Raw genomic sequence first — 15,748 nt, forward strand, 5'->3', positions numbered from 1 at the left:
CCTCTCGCACATGCGCAAGGCGGCAGCACCGACGGCGACGGTACTGACACCCTTAAGATAGGCGGCGTGCGGAAATTGTCGAGGCGGGTGGCGAGGCGGGCACAAGCGGGGGTGTTCCGGTGACACACAGACGCACGATTGCGCACATGCCGCCGGGAGGCTGCGGTCAGGCGGCGACCATGCCCGTCGACTTCGGGAAGGCGACTGCCCCCTGGCTTAGCGGATCCCGTAGCGGATCCAGATGGTTCTGGCTCCGCATGGCAATAATGAACCGCCCGACCTGCGTGGCATCGCCCAGCGGCAGGCATGGCAGCAAAGTGTCGAGCCGCGCATCGGTGGCCACTGCGACGATCGAAGGATCGCAGGGGTAGTACGGCGCACGCCCATGCGCTGGCCGATACACCTCGATGCGCGGAATATCCTCCTGGCGGAAGCCTTCGACCAGCGTGAGGTCCGCGGGCCGCAGCCGCGCCACCTGTTCGGCGAGCGTCGGCTCCGCTTCGTCGGCCAGCTCGCGCACGATGGCGTAGCGATAGGGCGAGGCCACCATCACCTCGGTTGCACCGGCCGCGCGAAAGCGCGCGCTGTCCTTGCCGGGAGGCTCGAGTTCCAGCGGATGGTGGCTGTGCTTGATCACGTTGACGGTCAGGCCTTGCGCGCGAAACCAGGGCAGCAGGGCGGTAATCAGCGTGGTCTTGCCGCTGCCCGAGGTGCCGGCGATGCCAAAGATAAAGGGATTCATGGTGTGACGGATTCAGGTTGTGCGGGCAACGGGCATACCAGCGGCAGGAAGGCATCGGCACGCTGCGAGTAGGCCAGCAGCGCACCGGCCTGCAGGTCGAAATACCAGCCGTGCAGGGTCAGCTTTCCTGCTGCCAGCGCGCGCCGCACGAACGGGAAGGTCTGCAGGTTGCGCAGCGATACCAGGATCGCCGCCTGTTCGCAGGCGCGCTGGCGCTGCGCCGGGCTGGCGTCGGCAAGCGTTTGCTCCACCTGCCGGCGCGCGGGCGCGGCGATGCGCACCCAGGCACCCAGGTAGTCGGCTCCTTCGCCCTTATCGGGCGGATGGTCGCCGGCATCGGCCGGCTGTGCCAGCAACGCGCGGATGCCGCCGCAGCCGCCATGGCCCATCACGATGATGCGGTCGACGTGCAACTGCTCGACGGCAAACTGGATCGCCGCGGACACGCCGTGCAGGCTACCTTCATGACGCCCGGTGCAGGGCGGCACCAGGTTGCCGATATTGCGCACGGTAAAGAGATCGCCCGGGTCGCAACCCAGCAGCAGGGCCGGGTCCACGCGCGAGTCGCAGCAGCCGATCAGCAGCGTGGGCGGTTGCTGCCCGGTACGCAGCGCGTCGAACAGGCTTGGCGCGTCGTCGAAATAGCGTTGCTGGAACCGCTCGAAGCCCTTCAGTAGATGTTCGATCTGATGCATGGCGGTTTCCGTTGGTCAGGGTGGCGGCGCTACTGCACCAGCGGGCTGTCGGCGCCTTCCAGTTCGATGCCTTCGATGCGGGCGCGGCCGATCAGCAGGCTGGCGTACTGCTTCCAGGCGCGGTCGCGCGCCGCCGTGGCCAGCGCACCGGCGATGTCGCCGCGCACGGCGTCGAAGGGCAGGCGGGTGCCGGTGCAGCGCTCCAGGACGCGCACGATATGCAGCCCGAAGCGGGTCTCGACCAGCTGCGGCAGCACGCCGTCATGCTGCGCGGCAAACAGCGCGCGCTCGAACTCCGGCGCGGTTTCGCCGCGGAATACGCGGCCCAGGCGGCCGCCGTTGTTGCCGCTCGGGCAGTTCGACAGCGCGCGGGCATGCTGTGCGAAGCTCGACGGATCGCCGCGCACCAGTGCCAGCGTCTGCGCGGCGATTTCCCGCAGCGCGTCCAGCGGCACGCGCGGCGTCACCTGGAACAGGATGTGGTCGGCCTCGACCCACTCGCCGTCGCGGAAGCGTTCCGGGCGGCTGTCGTAGTGGCGGCGGCAGCTGGCTTCGTCCGGCTCGGGGATGCCGGCCTCTTGCTCCAGCAGCGCCATGGCGAGCGCGTCGTCGTCCTGGCCGGGCACGCTCAGGCCGAGGCGGCCGGCCTCTTCGCGTACCAGCAGTCGCAGGATGGCAGAGATCGTCGCCATCCTGGCGGGATTGGCCGCGTCGTGATGATGGTCAAGCTCGCGTTCGATATCGGCGTCGCGCAGTTCTACGCCGTTGACGGTGACAGGCATGTCGTTCTCCGTGGGGTTAGCGGCCGCGTACCAGCTGCCAGGCACGGCCGACGTAGCCGACCGAGGCAAAGCCGCTCCACACGTGCACCAGCCGCGTGAACGGGAAGATCGCGAACAGCGTGATGCCCATGAACAGGTGCGCCTTGAACAGCAGCGGCGCGTCGGCGATATAGCTGGCGGCGTCGCCGCGCAGCGTGACGAGGTGCTGGGCCCAGGTCATCAGCTGCACCATCATGTGGCCGTCCATGTGGCTGGCCGATTCAAAAATGGTGGACAGGCCCAGCAGCAGCGTCACCAGCAGCCACAGCAGCAGCACCTTGTCGCCGGTGCGGGTCACCGCGGACACGCGTGCGTTGGTCAGGCGGCGGTGCAGCAGGATCAGCAGGCCGGCCAGGCACATGGTGCCCATCACGCCGCCGGCGGCCATCGCCACGCCCTGCTTGAAGCCGTGCGAGACGCCCAGCGCGTCCCACACCGCGACCGGCGTCAGCAGGCCGAGCAGGTGGCCGAAGAACAGTCCCAGGATGCCGACGTGGAACAGAATGTTGCCCATGCGCAGGTTGCCGCGGTAGAGCACCTGCGAGCTGTCGGTCTTCCAGGTGTACTGCTCGCGCTCGAAGCGGGCCAGGCTGCCGAACAGGAAGATGGCGGCAGCGATGTAGGGGTAGATGCCGTAGAGGAATTGGTGAAGCGTTGCCATGGTGTTAGCCCAATGTCTGGTGTTCGGATTGCCTTGCCAGGTGTGGTCAGCAATGCGCAGGAACCGGCGCTGTGCCACGCGGATAGAACTTCACGGCCTGCGGCCCGGTCTGCGGCGCCAGCAGCGGTTCCACGCCATCGGCGCCCGGACCGAAGGTCTCCAGCGCCTCGTCCATGTCCCGCACCGGTGGCTCCTGCTGCGGTTGCGGCTGCACGTCGGTCAGCGTTCGCAGCACGGCGAACACGCCGGCGTACGGGCTCTGGTTGCGTGCGAGCCGGTCGCCGATCGCGGCCAGCACGTGGATCGCCTCGCCCAGCAGGTGCTCGGCGCGCGCTTCCTTGCCGTCGGCGCTCAGTGCGCCGAGGAACTCCAGGAACAGCGGCACATAGTCCGGCAGCTCCGACGCGGCCGGCTCGAAACCGTCGCGCCGGTATTCGTCGATCAGGTCCACCATGGCCTGGCCGCGGTCGCGGCTTTCCCCGTGCACATGCTCGAACAGGTGCAGCGAGTGCGACGGATTGCGGTCGAAGGTGGCGACATAGTTTTCCTGCAGCGTGATCAGCGTCTCGCCGCGCAGCATTCCGGTAACCGGTGCCAGCAGTCCGTGCGCCTGCGGCCATTCGGCCAGGGCAGTGTCGATCTCGGGCAGCGCGTCGAGCAGGTCCTGCTCGGGATAGCCGAGCAGCGCGCTGAGGATGGGGTAGAGGGGCATGTTCTTCTCCGGTTCGTTCGCGAGCGCTCAGCTCGTCACGGCATTCTTGCGCGACCTGGGCATGTCGACAAAGTGGACGCTGCCCTGCGGCTTCTTGCCGAACAGCGCGCCATCCGAGGTGCCGCCCGAGCAGCCGTTGCCGAAGGTGAAGCCGCAGCTGGCCTTGTCGTTGAAGCTGTCCTCGACCATTTCCTTGTGCGAGGACGGGATCACGAAGCGGTCCTCGTAGTTGGCGATGGCCATGGTCTTGTACATGTCCTCGACCTGCGCGGGCGTCAGCCCCACTTGCTTGAGCACATCCAGGTCTTGCACGCCGTCCACGACCTGCGAGCGCTTGTACGCGCGCATCGCCAGCATGCGGTCCAGCGCCGACAGCACCGGCATCACATCGCCCGCGGTCAGCAGGTTGGCCAGGTACTTGACCGGGATGCGCAGGCTCTTGACGTCGGGGATGATGCCGTTCATGCCCATGTGGCCCGCTTCCGCCGCCGACTGGATCGGCGACAGCGGCGGGATGTACCAGACCATCGGCAGCGTGCGGTACTCCGGGTGCAGCGGGAAGGCGATCTTCCACTCGCACGCCATCTTGTAGACCGGCGATTTGCGCGCGGCGTCGAGCCAGCTTTGCGGGATGCCCTGGCGCAGCGCCTCGGCCTGTACCTCGGGATCATGCGGGTCGAGGAAGACGTCGAGCTGCGACTGGTACAGGTCGCGCTCATCGGCCACCGACGCGGCTTGCTCGATGCGGTCGGCGTCGTACAGCATCACGCCGAGGTAGCGGATGCGGCCGACGCAGGTCTCGGAGCAGACCGTGGGCTGGCCGGCCTCGATGCGTGGATAGCAGAACAGGCATTTCTCGGCCTTGCCGCTCTGCCAGTTGAAGTAGATCTTCTTGTACGGGCAGCCCGAGATGCACATGCGCCAGCCGCGGCACTTGTCCTGGTCGACCAGCACGATGCCGTCGTCCTCGCGCTTGTAGATCGAGCCCGACGGGCACGAGGCCACGCAGGCCGGGTTCAGGCAGTGCTCGCACAGGCGCGGCAGGTACATCATGAAGGTGTTCTCGAAGGTCGAGTACATCTCCTTCTGCACGTCGTCAAAGAGCTTGTCGCGTCCGCGCGAGCTGAACTCGCCGCCGAGGTCGTCTTCCCAGTTCGGGCCCCACTCGATCTTTTCCATCTTGCGGCCGGTCAGCACGGACACCGGGCGCGCGGTGGGCGGGGTCTGCGACAGCGGCGCCTTCTGCAGGTGCTCGTAGTCGTAGGTGAAGGGCTCGTAGTACTCGTCGATCTGCGGCAGGTTGGGGTTGGCGAACAGGTTCGCCAGGATCTTCAGCTTGCCGCCCTGGCGCGGCTCGAGCGTGCCGTCGGCGTTGCGCTTCCAGCCGCCCTGCCACTTGTCCTGGTTCTCCCATTCCTTGGGATAGCCGATGCCGGGCTTGGTCTCGACGTTGTTGAACCACGCGTACTCGACACCGTCGCGGCTGGTCCACACGTTCTTGCAGGTCACGGAGCAGGTATGGCAGCCGATGCACTTGTCGAGGTTCAGCACCATGGCCACCTGGGCACGGATCTTCATTGCGAGGCTCCTTCCTTCTCAGTCTTTTCCACGAGCGGGCCTTCCAGCCAGTCGACCTTCTTCATCTTGCGCAGGATCACGAATTCATCGCGGTTGCTGCCCACGGTGCCGTAGTAGTTGAAGCCGTAGGCCAGCTGCGCGTAGCCGCCGATCATGTGCGTGGGCTTGGTCACGGCGCGCGTGACCGAGTTATGGATGCCGCCGCGCATGCCGCTGGTCTCGGCGCCAGGCACGTTCACGATCTTTTCCTGGGCGTGGTACATCAGGCACATGCCCTTGGGCACGCGCTGCGACACCACCACGCGTGCGGTCAGCGTGCCGTTCACGTTGAACACCTCGACCCAGTCGTTGTCGCGGATGCCGTTGGCCTTGGCCTCGGCTTCCGAGATCCACACGTGCGGGCCGCCGCGCGACAGCGTCAGCATGCGCAGGTTGTCGGAATAAGTGGAGTGGATGCCCCACTTCTGGTGCGGCGTGATCCAGTTCAGCACCAGCTCCGGGTTGCCATTGGGCTTCTTGCCCAGCATCGGCGCCACGGTCTTGGTATCGATTGCCGGCTTGTACACGCAGGCGCCTTCGCCGAAGTCCAGCATCCAGCGGTGGTCCTGGTAGAACTGCTGGCGGCCGGTCAGCGTGCGCCAGGGGATCAGCTCGTGCACGTTGGTGTAGCCGGCGTTGTAGCTGACCTCTTCCGATTCCAGCCCCGACCACGTCGGCGCGGAAATGATCTTGCGCGGCTGCGCCTGCACGTCGCGGAAGCGGATCTTGTCGTGCTCGCGCCCTTCGGCGAGGTGGGTGTGGTCGCGCCCGGTGATCTTCGACAGCGCTTCCCATGCCTTGACGGCAACGTGGCCGTTGGTTTCGGGCGCAAAGGTCAGGATCATCTCGGCGGCGTCGATCGCCGTTTCGAGCTTCGGCCGGCCCTGGCTCACGCCGGGTTCCGTCACCGTGTGGCTCAGGTCGCCGATTTCCTTCACCTCATGCCGGGTGTTCCAGTTGATGCCCTTGCCGCCGTTGCCGAGCTTGTCGAGCAGCGGGCCGATCGAAGTGAATTTCTTGTAGATGTCCGCGTAGTTGCGCTCGACCACCGTCATCGACGGCGCGGTCTTGCCGGGGATCAGGTCGCACTCGCCGGCCTTCCAGTCCTTCGGCTCGAACGGCTGGCCCAGTTCGCCCGGGGTGTCGTGCAGCAGCGGCGTGCACACCAGGTCCTTGCGCGTGCCCAGGTACGGGCCGGCGATCTCGCTGAACTTCTTCGCGATGACCTTGTAGATTTCCCAGTCGGTCTTGCTTTCCCACAGCGGCTGCACGGCTTCGGACAGCGGGTGGATAAAGGGGTGCATGTCGGACGTGTTGAGGTCGTCCTTCTCGTACCAGGTTGCCGTCGGCAGCACGATGTCGCCGTACAGGCAGGTTGTGCTCATGCGGAAGTCCAGCACGGTCAGCAGGTCCAGCTTGCCTTCGGCGGCCGGACGCACGTTGACTTCGCTCGGCGTGATCGCGTCGGCCTCGTCGCCGAACACGGCGTTCTGGGTGCCGAGCAGGTACTTCAGGAAATACTCATGCCCCTTGCCCGAGCTGCCCAGGATATTGGAGCGCCACACGAACATATTGCGCGGGAAGTTGGCGGGATTGTCCGGATCGTCGCAGGCGAACTGCAGCGCCCCCGACTTCAGTTGCTCGACGGTGTAGGCCACCGGGTCCTTGCCGGATTGTTCGGCCGCATCGACCACGTCCAGCGGGTTGGCGCCCAGCTGCGGCGCCGACGGCAGCCAGCCCATGCGCTCGGACTTCGCGTTCAGATCGAGCAGCGACATGCCGTCATAGCGCTTGCGGTCGGCGGTCGGCGACAGGATCTCGTCGACGGCCAGCTTCTCGTGGCGCCACTGGCTGGTGTGGTTGTAGAAGAACGAGGTGCCGTTCATCTGGCGCGGCGGGCGCGACCAGTCCAGGCCGAATGCCAGCGGAGCCCAGCCGAACTGCGGACGCAGCTTCTCTTGCCCGACGTAGTGGGCCCAGCCGCCGCCGCTCTTGCCGATGCAGCCGCACATCATCAGCAGGTTGACGATGCCGCGGTAGATCATGTCGTTGTGGTACCAGTGGTTCAGCGCGGCACCGACGATCACCATGCTCTTGCCCTGCGTGCGGTCGGCGTTATCGGCGAACTCGCGCGCCACCTGGGTCACCAGGCGGGCCGGGACGGAGGTGTGCTTTTCCTGCCAGGCCGGGGTGTAGGGCACGTCGTCTTCATACGACGACGCTACGTTGGGGCCGCCCAGGCCCTGGTCGACACCGTAGTTGGCCATCTGCAGGTCATACACGGTTGCCACCAGCGCGGTGCTGCCGTCGGCCAGCGTGATGCGGCGCGCCGGCACGCGGCGGCGCAGCAGTTCGTCGTGCTCGCCGCCGAAATAGGGGAAGCCCACTTCCACCACTTCGTCGCCATTGCCGACCAGCGACAGGCGCGGCTCGACCGCGCGGCCGCTGCCGCCATCCTTCATTTCCAGGTTCCAGCGGCCCACCTTCTCGCCGCCGTTGTGGGCAGCCTCGCCCCAGCGGAAGCCGATCGAGCCGTTCGGCGCGACGATCTCGCCGGTGGCATCGTCGATTTGCAGCGTCTTCCACTCGGGATGGTTGGCTTCGCCGAGGTTGTCGGCCAGGTGCGAGGCACGCAGGAAGTGGTCGGGCACCAGCGTGCCTGCGTTGTCCTGGTTCTCGCGCAGCAGCACCAGCATCGGCATGTCGGTATACTGCCTGATGTAATCGCGGAAGTAGGCGGACTTGCCGCTGGCGTGGAACTCCTTCAGAACTACGTGGCCCATGGCCATCGCCAGCGCGGCATCGGTGCCTTGCTTCGGCGCCAGCCAGATATCGCCGAACTTGACCATCTCGCCGAAGTCGGAGGAGACGGCAACGGTCTTGGTGCCCTTGTAGCGGACCTCGGTGTAGAAGTGCGCGTCGGGCGTGCGCGTTTGCGGGACGTTGGAGCCCCACACCATGAGGTAGGTGGAGTTGTACCAGTCGGCCGATTCGGGCACGTCGGTCTGTTCGCCCCAGATCTGCGGGCTGGCCGGCGGCAGGTCGCAGTACCAGTCGTAGAACGACAGGCAGGCGCCGCCGAGCAGGCTCAGGTAGCGCGCGCCGGCCGCGTACGAGACCATCGACATCGCCGGGATCGGCGAGAAGCCGACCACGCGGTCCGGGCCGAACTTCTTCACGGTGAAAGCGTTGGCCGCGGCGATCATCTCGGTGGCGGTGTTCCAGTCGGCGCGCACGAAGCCGCCCTGGCCGCGCACGCTCTTGTAGCGCGCCGCCTTCTTCGGGTCCTGGCTGATCGATTCCCAGGCGGCGATCGGGTCCATGGTCTTGCGGGCCTCGCGCCACATCTCCATCAGGCGGCCGCGGATCATCGGATACTTGACGCGCTGCGCGGAGTAGACGTACCAGCTGTACGACGCGCCGCGCGGGCAGCCGCGGGGCTCGTGGTTGGGCAGGTCCGGGCGCGTGCGCGGGTAGTCGGTCTGCTGCGTTTCCCAGGTGATCAGGCCGTTCTTCACGTAGACCTTCCAGGAGCAGGAGCCGGTGCAGTTCACGCCGTGGGTGGAGCGCACGATCTTGTCGTGCTGCCAGCGGCTGCGGTAGCCGTCTTCCCACTTGCGGTCTTCGTTCACCACCGCGCCGTGGCCGTCCGCGTAGGTGGACTTGACGCGCGACATGAACTTCAGTCGATCCAGGAAATGACTCATTTGCTTGTTCTCCGCGAGGCTTTTCTGCGGCGCTCCGGGGCTTGCGGGAGCGTTTGCAGGGACACCTTGAGCTTATGGGGGAGCGGGGCGGCAGCCAATTCGCTGGTGGAACAGCCGCCGCATGGCGATCGGGGGAGGTGCCGGGCGCGGGACTAGTTCTGAAGAACTAGCCCGGCCGGCAAGGGGGTCAGCAGGGCATGGGCGCGTTGCGGCGCGCGTAGTACCACCAGGTCACCAGCAGGCAGCTGACATAGAAGGCGATGAAGCAGTACAACGCGGTGTCCGGTGCGCCGGTCAGCTCCAGCGAGGTGCCGAAGCTCTTGGGGATGAAGAAGCCGCCGTACGCGCCGATCGCGCCGGAGAAGCCCAGCACCGCCGCGGATTCCTTGCCGGCTTCCTGCAGCGCCTGGCGTTGGGCGGCGTCGCCCTTGCCCCTGGCGGCGCGCTGGCGCTCGGTCAGGAAGATCACCGGGATCATGCGGAAGGTCGAACCGTTGCCGATGCCGGTCAGTGCGAACAATGCAATGAAGGCTGCGAGGAAGTTGGTGAAGTTGCCGCCGGCGCCGTCATGCGGCAGCGCGGCCAGCACCGCGAACACCGCCGCGATCATGCCGACGAAGGTCCACAGCGTGACGCGCGCACCGCCGAGCTTGTCAGAGATCCAGCCGCCCACGGGACGCGTCAGCGCGCCGACCAGCGGCCCCAGGAAGGCATAGGCGGTGGGGTTCACGCCCGGGAACTGCGACTTGGTCAGCAACGCCAGCCCGGCCGAGAAGCCGATGAACGAGCCGAAGGTGCCCACGTACAGCCAGCACATCAGCCAGTTGTGCTTGCGCTTGAAGATCACGGCCTGTTCGGCGAACGATGCCCTGGCATCGGCGATGTCATGCATGCCGAACCACGCGGCCAGTGCCGACACCACGATGAACGGCACCCAGATAAAGCCCGCGTTCTGGAGCCACAGGTCCTGCGTGGCGCCATTGGCCTGGTACTGCTGCGGGTCGCCGCCGAGCGCGCCGAACACCGCCAGCGACACCACCAGCGGCGTGACGAACTGCACCACCGACACGCCCAGGTTGCCGATGCCGGCATTCAGCCCGGTAGCCAGACCCTTCTTCGCCTTGGGGAAGAAGAAGCTGATATTGGCCATCGACGAGCTGAAGTTGGCGCCGCCCAGCCCGCACAGCAGCGCCAGCACCAGCAGCGTAGGATAGCCCGTGGACGGGTCGCGCAGCGCGAAGCCCATGCCCAGTGCCGGGATCAGCAGCAGCGCGGTGGAGATCGCGGTGAAGCGGCGCCCGCCGAATACCGGCACCAGGAAGGAGTAGAAGATGCGCAGCGTCGCGCCGGAAAGCGCCGGCAGCGCGGTCAGCCAGAACAGCTGGTTCTTGGTGAACTGGAAGCCGGCGCGGTCGAGGTTGACCGCGACCACGCTCCACAACATCCAGACCACGAACGCCAGCATCAGCGCCGGGATCGAGATCCACAGGTTGCGATAGGCGATGCGCTCGCCCTCGCTTTGCCAGAACGCCGCGTTCTCGGGCTCCCAGCGGGTGAGTACGGATGAGGTCATGATAGGTGTGCCTTGGTGATGAAAGCGCGGAGGCGCGCTTGGGAGATGAGCGATCAGGCTGCCTGCGTGAGGCCAACGGCCTGTGCCTTGCGCTGGCGTTCAGCGCGGTGGCTGTAGTGCATCCACACCAGGCTCACGCACACCGTGCCGTACATCAGCATGAAGCAGCTGCTGCGCACGCCGGTCAGGTCGGCCAGCATGCCGAACAGGATTGGCAGGATGAAGCCGCCCAGGCCGCCGGCCAGGCCGACAACGCCGGACACCGCGCCGATGTTGTGCGAGAAGTCGTTGGAGATGAACTTGAACACCGAGGCCTTGCCGACGGCGAAGGCGATGCCGACCACGAACAGCAGGATGGTGAACACCGTGGGCGTCAGCGCGATGCGGAAGGCCTGCGGGCCGCCGGTGGTCTGGATGATGAAATCGGTTTGCGGATAGCTCAGCAGGAAAAAGCCGACCCAGCTCACCCACATCACCCACCAGGTGGTGCGATGCGCGCCGTAGCGGTCGGAGATCCAGCCGCCGATGGCGCGCAGCACGCCGCCGGGCAGCGAGAAGCAAGCGGCCAGGAAGGCGGCGGTCTTGATGTCGAAGCCGTATTCGCCGATGTAGTACTTAGTCATCCACAGCGACAGGCCGACATAGCCGCCGAACACCACCGAGTAGTACTGGGAATAGCGCCACACGCGCGGATCGCGCATCACCGCCAGCTGTTCGCGCCAGCCCACGCTGGACTTGACCATGTGCGCCGGGTTGCTGCGCGAGAACACCCAGAACAGCAGGGCGGTGACGAGCATCGCCACCGAATACACGCGCGGCACGACGGTCCAGGTGCCGGCTGCCAGGATCATCGCCGGCGCGACGAACTTGGTAAGCGCCGCGCCCGAGTTGCCGGCGCCGAAGATGCCCATCGCCAGCCCCTGGCGCGAGCGCGGGAACCAGCGTGCCACGTAGGGCGTGCCGACCGAGAACGACCCGCCCGCCAGGCCGACGAACAGGCCCAGCACCAGCAGTTGCCACAGGCTGTGCGCGTAGGAGATCAGCCAGATCGGGATCACCGTCGCCAGCATCAGCACGAAGAAGACGATGCGGCCGCCGAAGCGGTCGGTCCAGATGCCCAGGGGCACGCGGATCAGTGACCCGCTCAGCACCGGCGTGGCGGCAAGCAGGCCGAATTCCGTGTCGTTGAGGCCGAGCTCCTGCTTGAGCGGGATGCCGAGGACGGCGAACAGCATCCACACGGCAAAGCAGATAGTGAATGCGAAGGTACTGGACGCCAGCGTTATTGCCGCGCCGGCCGGAACGGGTTCCGGCGCGCGTGTTTGGGTGGCCATGGCCATGCTCCTGTGTCAACTTTGGCGGGGGTGATGCCAGAGTAGGGGCGGCCACTGGTGCTGCCTATTCGCCGGCAGCACAGCGCGCCACATGGAGCGATCTGTCGTTGGAAGTAGTTCTACCGGCGGAGGTTGGTGGCGCGGCGCTGGTGCTATCGTGATTGCGGCACGCATGGCACCCGTTTGCGTGCTTGCGGCAATCCTGCGCCAGATCAAGAATCAGGCTGCAGGCCGCATCGGCCCTGCCCGCTACACTTATTTTGCTGCCATGGAAACCATTCCCATCCTTCCCGCCCGGCCGCCCTCAGGCAAGACGCCTGCCGGGCCGCCGCCGCGCGGCTTCGCCCTGTTCGCGCTGGGGTTCAGGCCGTTCTACCTGGGTGGCGCGGTCTTTGCCGCGCTGGCGATCGCGGCATGGTCGGCAATGCTCGCGGGGATGCAGTCGGCCGGGCCGGCGCCGGTGCTGCCGGGGATGTTCTGGCACGCGCACGAGATGGTGTTCGGCTTTGCCGCGGCGATCGTGGTGGGTTTCCTGTTCACGGCGGGGCGCGCCTGGACTGGCCAGCCCACGCCGACCGGCGCGGCGCTTGCCGTGCTGTTCCTGCTATGGCTGGCGGGGCGGGTGGGCATGTGGGTGGCGCCGGGCACCGCTGCCTTCGCCGTGGAAGGCGCATTCCTGCCGCTGGCGGCGCTGGCCTTCACCCGCACGCTGGCCAGGGCCGGCAACCGGCGCAACTACCCGCTCGCTCTGGCGCTATGGCTCCTCGCCGTGGCCAATATTGCGGCCCTGTCGCTGCAGGCCGGCGGACACGACGCCGCGGCGCTGCATGCCTGCCGCGCCGGCGTGGCGCTGGTGACGCTGTTCGTGGTGGTGATCGGCGGCCGCGTGATCCCGATGTTCACCACCAACGCGATTCCCGGTTTCCGCCTGCGGCAGTACAAGCAGATCGATCGCATGGTGATCCCGGCGACGGTGCTGGGGCTGGCGTCGGCATTGCTGCCCTTGCCGGGATGGCTGGCCGCGGCGCTGTCCCTGCTCGGCGCCGGCGTGCTGGCGGTGCGCGTGGCCGGATGGCGCGGCTATGCGGTGGGCAACCGGCCGCTGCTGTGGGTGCTGCACCTCGCCTATGCGTGGCTGCCAGTGGCGCTGCTGCTGCAGGCACTGGGTGCGCTTGGCCTGGTAATGGCCGGGCTGGCGACCCATGCGTTCACGGTGGGCGTGCTCGGCGTGGCCATCATCGCCATGATCACCCGCACCGCGCTGGGCCATACCGGGCGCATGCTGGTGGCCGGCCGTGCGGAAACGGTGGCGTACTGGCTCATTGCCCTGGCCGCGGTATTGCGCGTGTTCGGTCCGATGGTGTGGCCGGCCGGCTACCTGCACTGGATCTGGGGCGCTGGGGCTTGCTGGGTGGCTGGATTTGGCCTTTATGCGCTGACCTATGCGCCGCGGCTTGCGCGCCCACGGGTGGACGGCAAGCCGGGCTGAGCTAGCGGGGAGAGCGAGGCAAGCAAGTCAGGGGCAAGCTTGCGCTACCGGTGCGGCGGCGCCGCGGCCCTGCTCGAGCCTGACGCTGATCCAGGCCACCGCCAGCGCGGCCAGCGGCGCCAGGGCCGCGATCCACGGCAACGCCGTCAGTCCGGGGCCGTGGTCGGTCACCACGCCGCCCATCCAGGCACCGATGCCATTGCCGAGGTTGAACGCCGCGATATTGAAGCTCGAGGCCAGGTTCTCGCCCGCGCCGCTGGCATGCCGCAGCACGCGCAGCTGCAGTGGCGACACGGTGGCGAATGCGGCGATACCCAGGATGCCCACGAACGCCACCACCATCACCTGGTTGTGGATGGCCAGCGTCATGGCCGCCAGCACCAGCGTCAGCGTGGCGAGCGATCCAAGCACCGCGCGCGCCGGCGCACGGTCGGCGAGGCGGCCGCCAAGGATATTGCCAACGATCATGCCGCCGCCGAACAGCAACAGGATCGGCGACACCGCCCCCTCGCCAAAGCCCGAGACGCGCGTCAGCAGCGGCTGCACGTAGGTGATCACGGCAAAGGTGCCCATCGACTGCAGCACCGTCATCAGCAGGCCCAGCAGCACCTGCGGGCGGCCCACGGTGGCCAGCTCGTCGCGCAGCGCCACCGGGGCGCCCTGGTCGCGGCTCTTCTGCACCAGCAGCGCGATCACGGCCAGCGACACCAGCCCGATCAGCGTCATGGCCCAGAAGGTCGCGCGCCAGCCCAGGTGCAGGCCGAGCCAGGCACCCGCTGGCATGCCCAGCAGCGTGGCCAGCGTCAGGCCGGAAAACATCACCGAAATTGCCGAGGCGCGCCGGTGGGGCGGCACCAGGCCGGTGGCCACCACTGCGCCGACACCGAAAAACGTGCCGTGGGTCAGCGACGTCAGCACGCGCGCGACCATCAGCGTGGTGTAGTCGGGCGCCAGCGCGCAGGCGGCGTTGCCGACGGTGTAGATCACCATCAGCGCCAGCAGTACGGCCTTGCGCGGCATGCGCCGGGTCAGCAGCGTCAATACCGGTGCGCCGGCGAACACGCCGAGCGCGTAGCCGGAAACCAGCATGCCGGCGGCGGCGATGGTCACCTGCAGGTCGGCGGCGACCTGCAGCAGCAGGCCCATGATGACGAACTCGGCACAGCCGATGCCGAACGAGCCGGCGGTCAGCGCATAGAGCGCCAGGGGCAGCCGGCCGCCGTGCGCGGGGGCGGCGCCAGCGGGGGCGGGAGGGGAAAGTGGGGCGGCCATGGTTGGAAGCTCAGGGAGAGAAGTTAAGAAAAGAAGATGGGAGCGAGGCAGGAAGGCCGCAGTCTGCACCTTCCTGTCTTTTGCAAAAACCGGCATGATCCATAATCAGTTTCAACAGAATCTTGATAATCATGGATCGCATCGGGGATATCGGCTTGTTCCTGCGCGTGCTCGACCTGGGCTCGATCAGCGCCGCGGCGCGCAGCCTGGACCTGTCGGTGGCGGTCGCCAGCCAGCGCCTTCAGCGGCTGGAGCGCGACCTTGGCGTGCGCCTGCTGCACCGGACCACGCGCCGGTTGCATGCCACGCCCGAGGGCGCGGTGCTGGCCGAGCAGGGGCGTGCGCTGGTCGATGACCTGGAAGCGCTGGGGGCGTCGCTGCGGCAGGCCGGCACCGGGATATCGGGCACGCTGCGGGTGACGACATCGTCATCATTCGGCCGGCTCTATGTGTCGCCGCTGCTGCCGCGGTTCCTGGAGCAGCATCCCGGGCTATCGGTCAGCGTCAACCTGACCGATAACGTGCTCGACCTCGTCAGCGCCGGCTTTGACCTGGCCATCCGCATCGGTGGGCTCGACGATTCCACGCTGGTGGCGCGCCGCCTGGCCGTCAACCGGCGCGTGCTGTGCGCCGCGCCGGATTACCTGCGCCGGCGCGGCACGCCGCGCACGCCGCAAGACCTGGCGCGGCACGACTGCCTGGTGCTGGTGGGCAGCCAGGGGCGGCAGGACGTCTGGCGGCTGGGTGATGGCCAGGGCGGGGAAATCGCGGTACGGGTGCGTGGGCGCATCGAGGCCAATACCGGCGAGCTGCTGTCGGACGCGGCGCTGGCCGGGTTCGGCATCGCGCTGCATTCGACCTGGCATGTCGCCGGCGACCTGCGCGCCGGCAGGCTGGTGCAGGTGCTGCCGGACTTCCCGATCGCCGACACCGGCATCTACGCGGTGATGCCGCAACGGCGGCTGGTGCCGCCGCGGGTGCGCGCCTTTGTCGATTACCTGGCGCAGCAGTACGGCGGCAACCCGCCGTGGGAAGCGCCGACCGGCGCATGAAGCCGGCCGGGGAAGCGGGCCCGGAAGGCGGGACCGGGAGGCGGGGTCGGAAGGCCGGCCCCGGGGCGCGACG

General features: G+C 67.5%; 12 protein-coding genes. 2 read left to right on the plus strand and 10 right to left on the minus strand.

Translation table 11 applies throughout. From position 1 onward, the window contains the following. Positions 1 to 166: 166 nt before the first annotated feature. From mobB to LPA45_RS28105, 9 genes are all read right to left on the minus strand, one after another. Positions 167 to 742: a molybdopterin-guanine dinucleotide biosynthesis protein B gene (mobB, locus tag LPA45_RS28065; protein ID WP_116322414.1), complete on the minus strand. Its 576-nt coding sequence runs from the start codon at positions 740 to 742 to the stop codon at positions 167 to 169. After that, positions 739 to 1,437 (minus strand): carbonic anhydrase, encoded by a 699-nt coding sequence (locus tag LPA45_RS28070; RefSeq protein WP_317923750.1) that lies wholly within the window; start codon positions 1,435 to 1,437, stop codon positions 739 to 741. Before LPA45_RS28070 ends, mobB begins: the two co-directional genes overlap by 4 nt. A gap of 29 nt (positions 1,438 to 1,466) precedes the next feature. Further along, on the minus strand, positions 1,467 to 2,219 hold the full coding sequence (locus LPA45_RS28075; RefSeq protein ID WP_317923748.1) for a peptidylprolyl isomerase: 753 nt from the start codon (positions 2,217 to 2,219) through the stop codon (positions 1,467 to 1,469). A 16-nt stretch (positions 2,220 to 2,235) separates the two neighbouring features. Continuing rightward, on the minus strand, positions 2,236 to 2,919 hold the full coding sequence (gene narI, locus LPA45_RS28080; protein ID WP_116322411.1) for a respiratory nitrate reductase subunit gamma: 684 nt from the start codon (positions 2,917 to 2,919) through the stop codon (positions 2,236 to 2,238). Positions 2,920 to 2,965: 46 nt separating this feature from the next. Then, positions 2,966 to 3,631: a nitrate reductase molybdenum cofactor assembly chaperone gene (gene narJ / locus LPA45_RS28085; RefSeq protein WP_116322410.1), complete on the minus strand. Its 666-nt coding sequence runs from the start codon at positions 3,629 to 3,631 to the stop codon at positions 2,966 to 2,968. Positions 3,632 to 3,658: 27 nt separating this feature from the next. Continuing rightward, entirely contained in the window at positions 3,659 to 5,209 is a 1,551-nt protein-coding gene (gene narH, locus LPA45_RS28090) for a nitrate reductase subunit beta (protein WP_317923746.1), read from the minus strand. Further along, a complete protein-coding gene (locus LPA45_RS28095; protein ID WP_116322408.1) occupies positions 5,206 to 8,955 on the minus strand; it encodes a nitrate reductase subunit alpha in 3,750 nt (1,249 codons plus the stop codon). Before LPA45_RS28095 ends, narH begins: the two co-directional genes overlap by 4 nt. A 187-nt stretch (positions 8,956 to 9,142) precedes the next feature. After that, positions 9,143 to 10,528, minus strand: coding sequence for a NarK family nitrate/nitrite MFS transporter (locus tag LPA45_RS28100; protein ID WP_116322407.1), 1,386 nt, complete (start codon positions 10,526 to 10,528; stop codon positions 9,143 to 9,145). Between the two features lie 53 nt (positions 10,529 to 10,581). Continuing rightward, positions 10,582 to 11,862 carry a nitrate/nitrite transporter gene (locus LPA45_RS28105; protein WP_116322406.1) on the minus strand — a complete coding sequence of 427 codons (1,281 nt, stop codon included), beginning with the start codon at positions 11,860 to 11,862 and terminating at the stop codon, positions 10,582 to 10,584. Between the two features lie 268 nt (positions 11,863 to 12,130). On the opposite strand from LPA45_RS28105, the gene LPA45_RS28110 reads away from it, so the two are divergent. After that, on the plus strand, positions 12,131 to 13,351 hold the full coding sequence (locus LPA45_RS28110; protein WP_116322473.1) for an NnrS family protein: 1,221 nt from the start codon (positions 12,131 to 12,133) through the stop codon (positions 13,349 to 13,351). A gap of 27 nt (positions 13,352 to 13,378) precedes the next feature. Here the strand turns inward: LPA45_RS28110 and LPA45_RS28115 are convergent, their stop codons facing one another. Continuing rightward, positions 13,379 to 14,623, minus strand: a complete 1,245-nt coding sequence (locus LPA45_RS28115) for an MFS transporter (protein WP_116322405.1) — start codon at positions 14,621 to 14,623, stop codon at positions 13,379 to 13,381. Positions 14,624 to 14,754: 131 nt separating this feature from the next. On the opposite strand from LPA45_RS28115, the gene LPA45_RS28120 reads away from it, so the two are divergent. Beyond that, positions 14,755 to 15,675, plus strand: coding sequence for a LysR family transcriptional regulator (locus LPA45_RS28120; protein WP_116322404.1), 921 nt, complete (start codon positions 14,755 to 14,757; stop codon positions 15,673 to 15,675). Positions 15,676 to 15,748 lie beyond the last annotated feature (73 nt).

It is taken from the genome of Cupriavidus sp. Agwp_2, assembly GCF_040784895.1.
In the GTDB taxonomy this organism is placed as follows: Bacteria; Pseudomonadota; Gammaproteobacteria; order Burkholderiales; family Burkholderiaceae; genus Cupriavidus.

Coding starts and splice junctions, on each gene's coding strand:
- narJ (WP_116322410.1), bottom strand. CDS start 3,631: ATGCCCCTCTACCCCATCCTCAGCGCGCTGCTCGGCTATCCCGAGCAG.
- mobB (WP_116322414.1), bottom strand. CDS start 742: ATGAATCCCTTTATCTTTGGCATCGCCGGCACCTCGGGCAGCGGCAAG.
- narH (WP_317923746.1), bottom strand. CDS start 5,209: ATGAAGATCCGTGCCCAGGTGGCCATGGTGCTGAACCTCGACAAGTGC.
- LPA45_RS28100 (WP_116322407.1), bottom strand. CDS start 10,528: ATGACCTCATCCGTACTCACCCGCTGGGAGCCCGAGAACGCGGCGTTC.
- LPA45_RS28075 (WP_317923748.1), bottom strand. CDS start 2,219: ATGCCTGTCACCGTCAACGGCGTAGAACTGCGCGACGCCGATATCGAA.
- LPA45_RS28115 (WP_116322405.1), bottom strand. CDS start 14,623: ATGGCCGCCCCACTTTCCCCTCCCGCCCCCGCTGGCGCCGCCCCCGCG.
- LPA45_RS28110 (WP_116322473.1), top strand. CDS start 12,131: ATGGAAACCATTCCCATCCTTCCCGCCCGGCCGCCCTCAGGCAAGACG.
- LPA45_RS28070 (WP_317923750.1), bottom strand. CDS start 1,437: ATGCATCAGATCGAACATCTACTGAAGGGCTTCGAGCGGTTCCAGCAA.
- LPA45_RS28095 (WP_116322408.1), bottom strand. CDS start 8,955: ATGAGTCATTTCCTGGATCGACTGAAGTTCATGTCGCGCGTCAAGTCC.
- LPA45_RS28105 (WP_116322406.1), bottom strand. CDS start 11,862: ATGGCCACCCAAACACGCGCGCCGGAACCCGTTCCGGCCGGCGCGGCA.
- narI (WP_116322411.1), bottom strand. CDS start 2,919: ATGGCAACGCTTCACCAATTCCTCTACGGCATCTACCCCTACATCGCT.
- LPA45_RS28120 (WP_116322404.1), top strand. CDS start 14,755: ATGGATCGCATCGGGGATATCGGCTTGTTCCTGCGCGTGCTCGACCTG.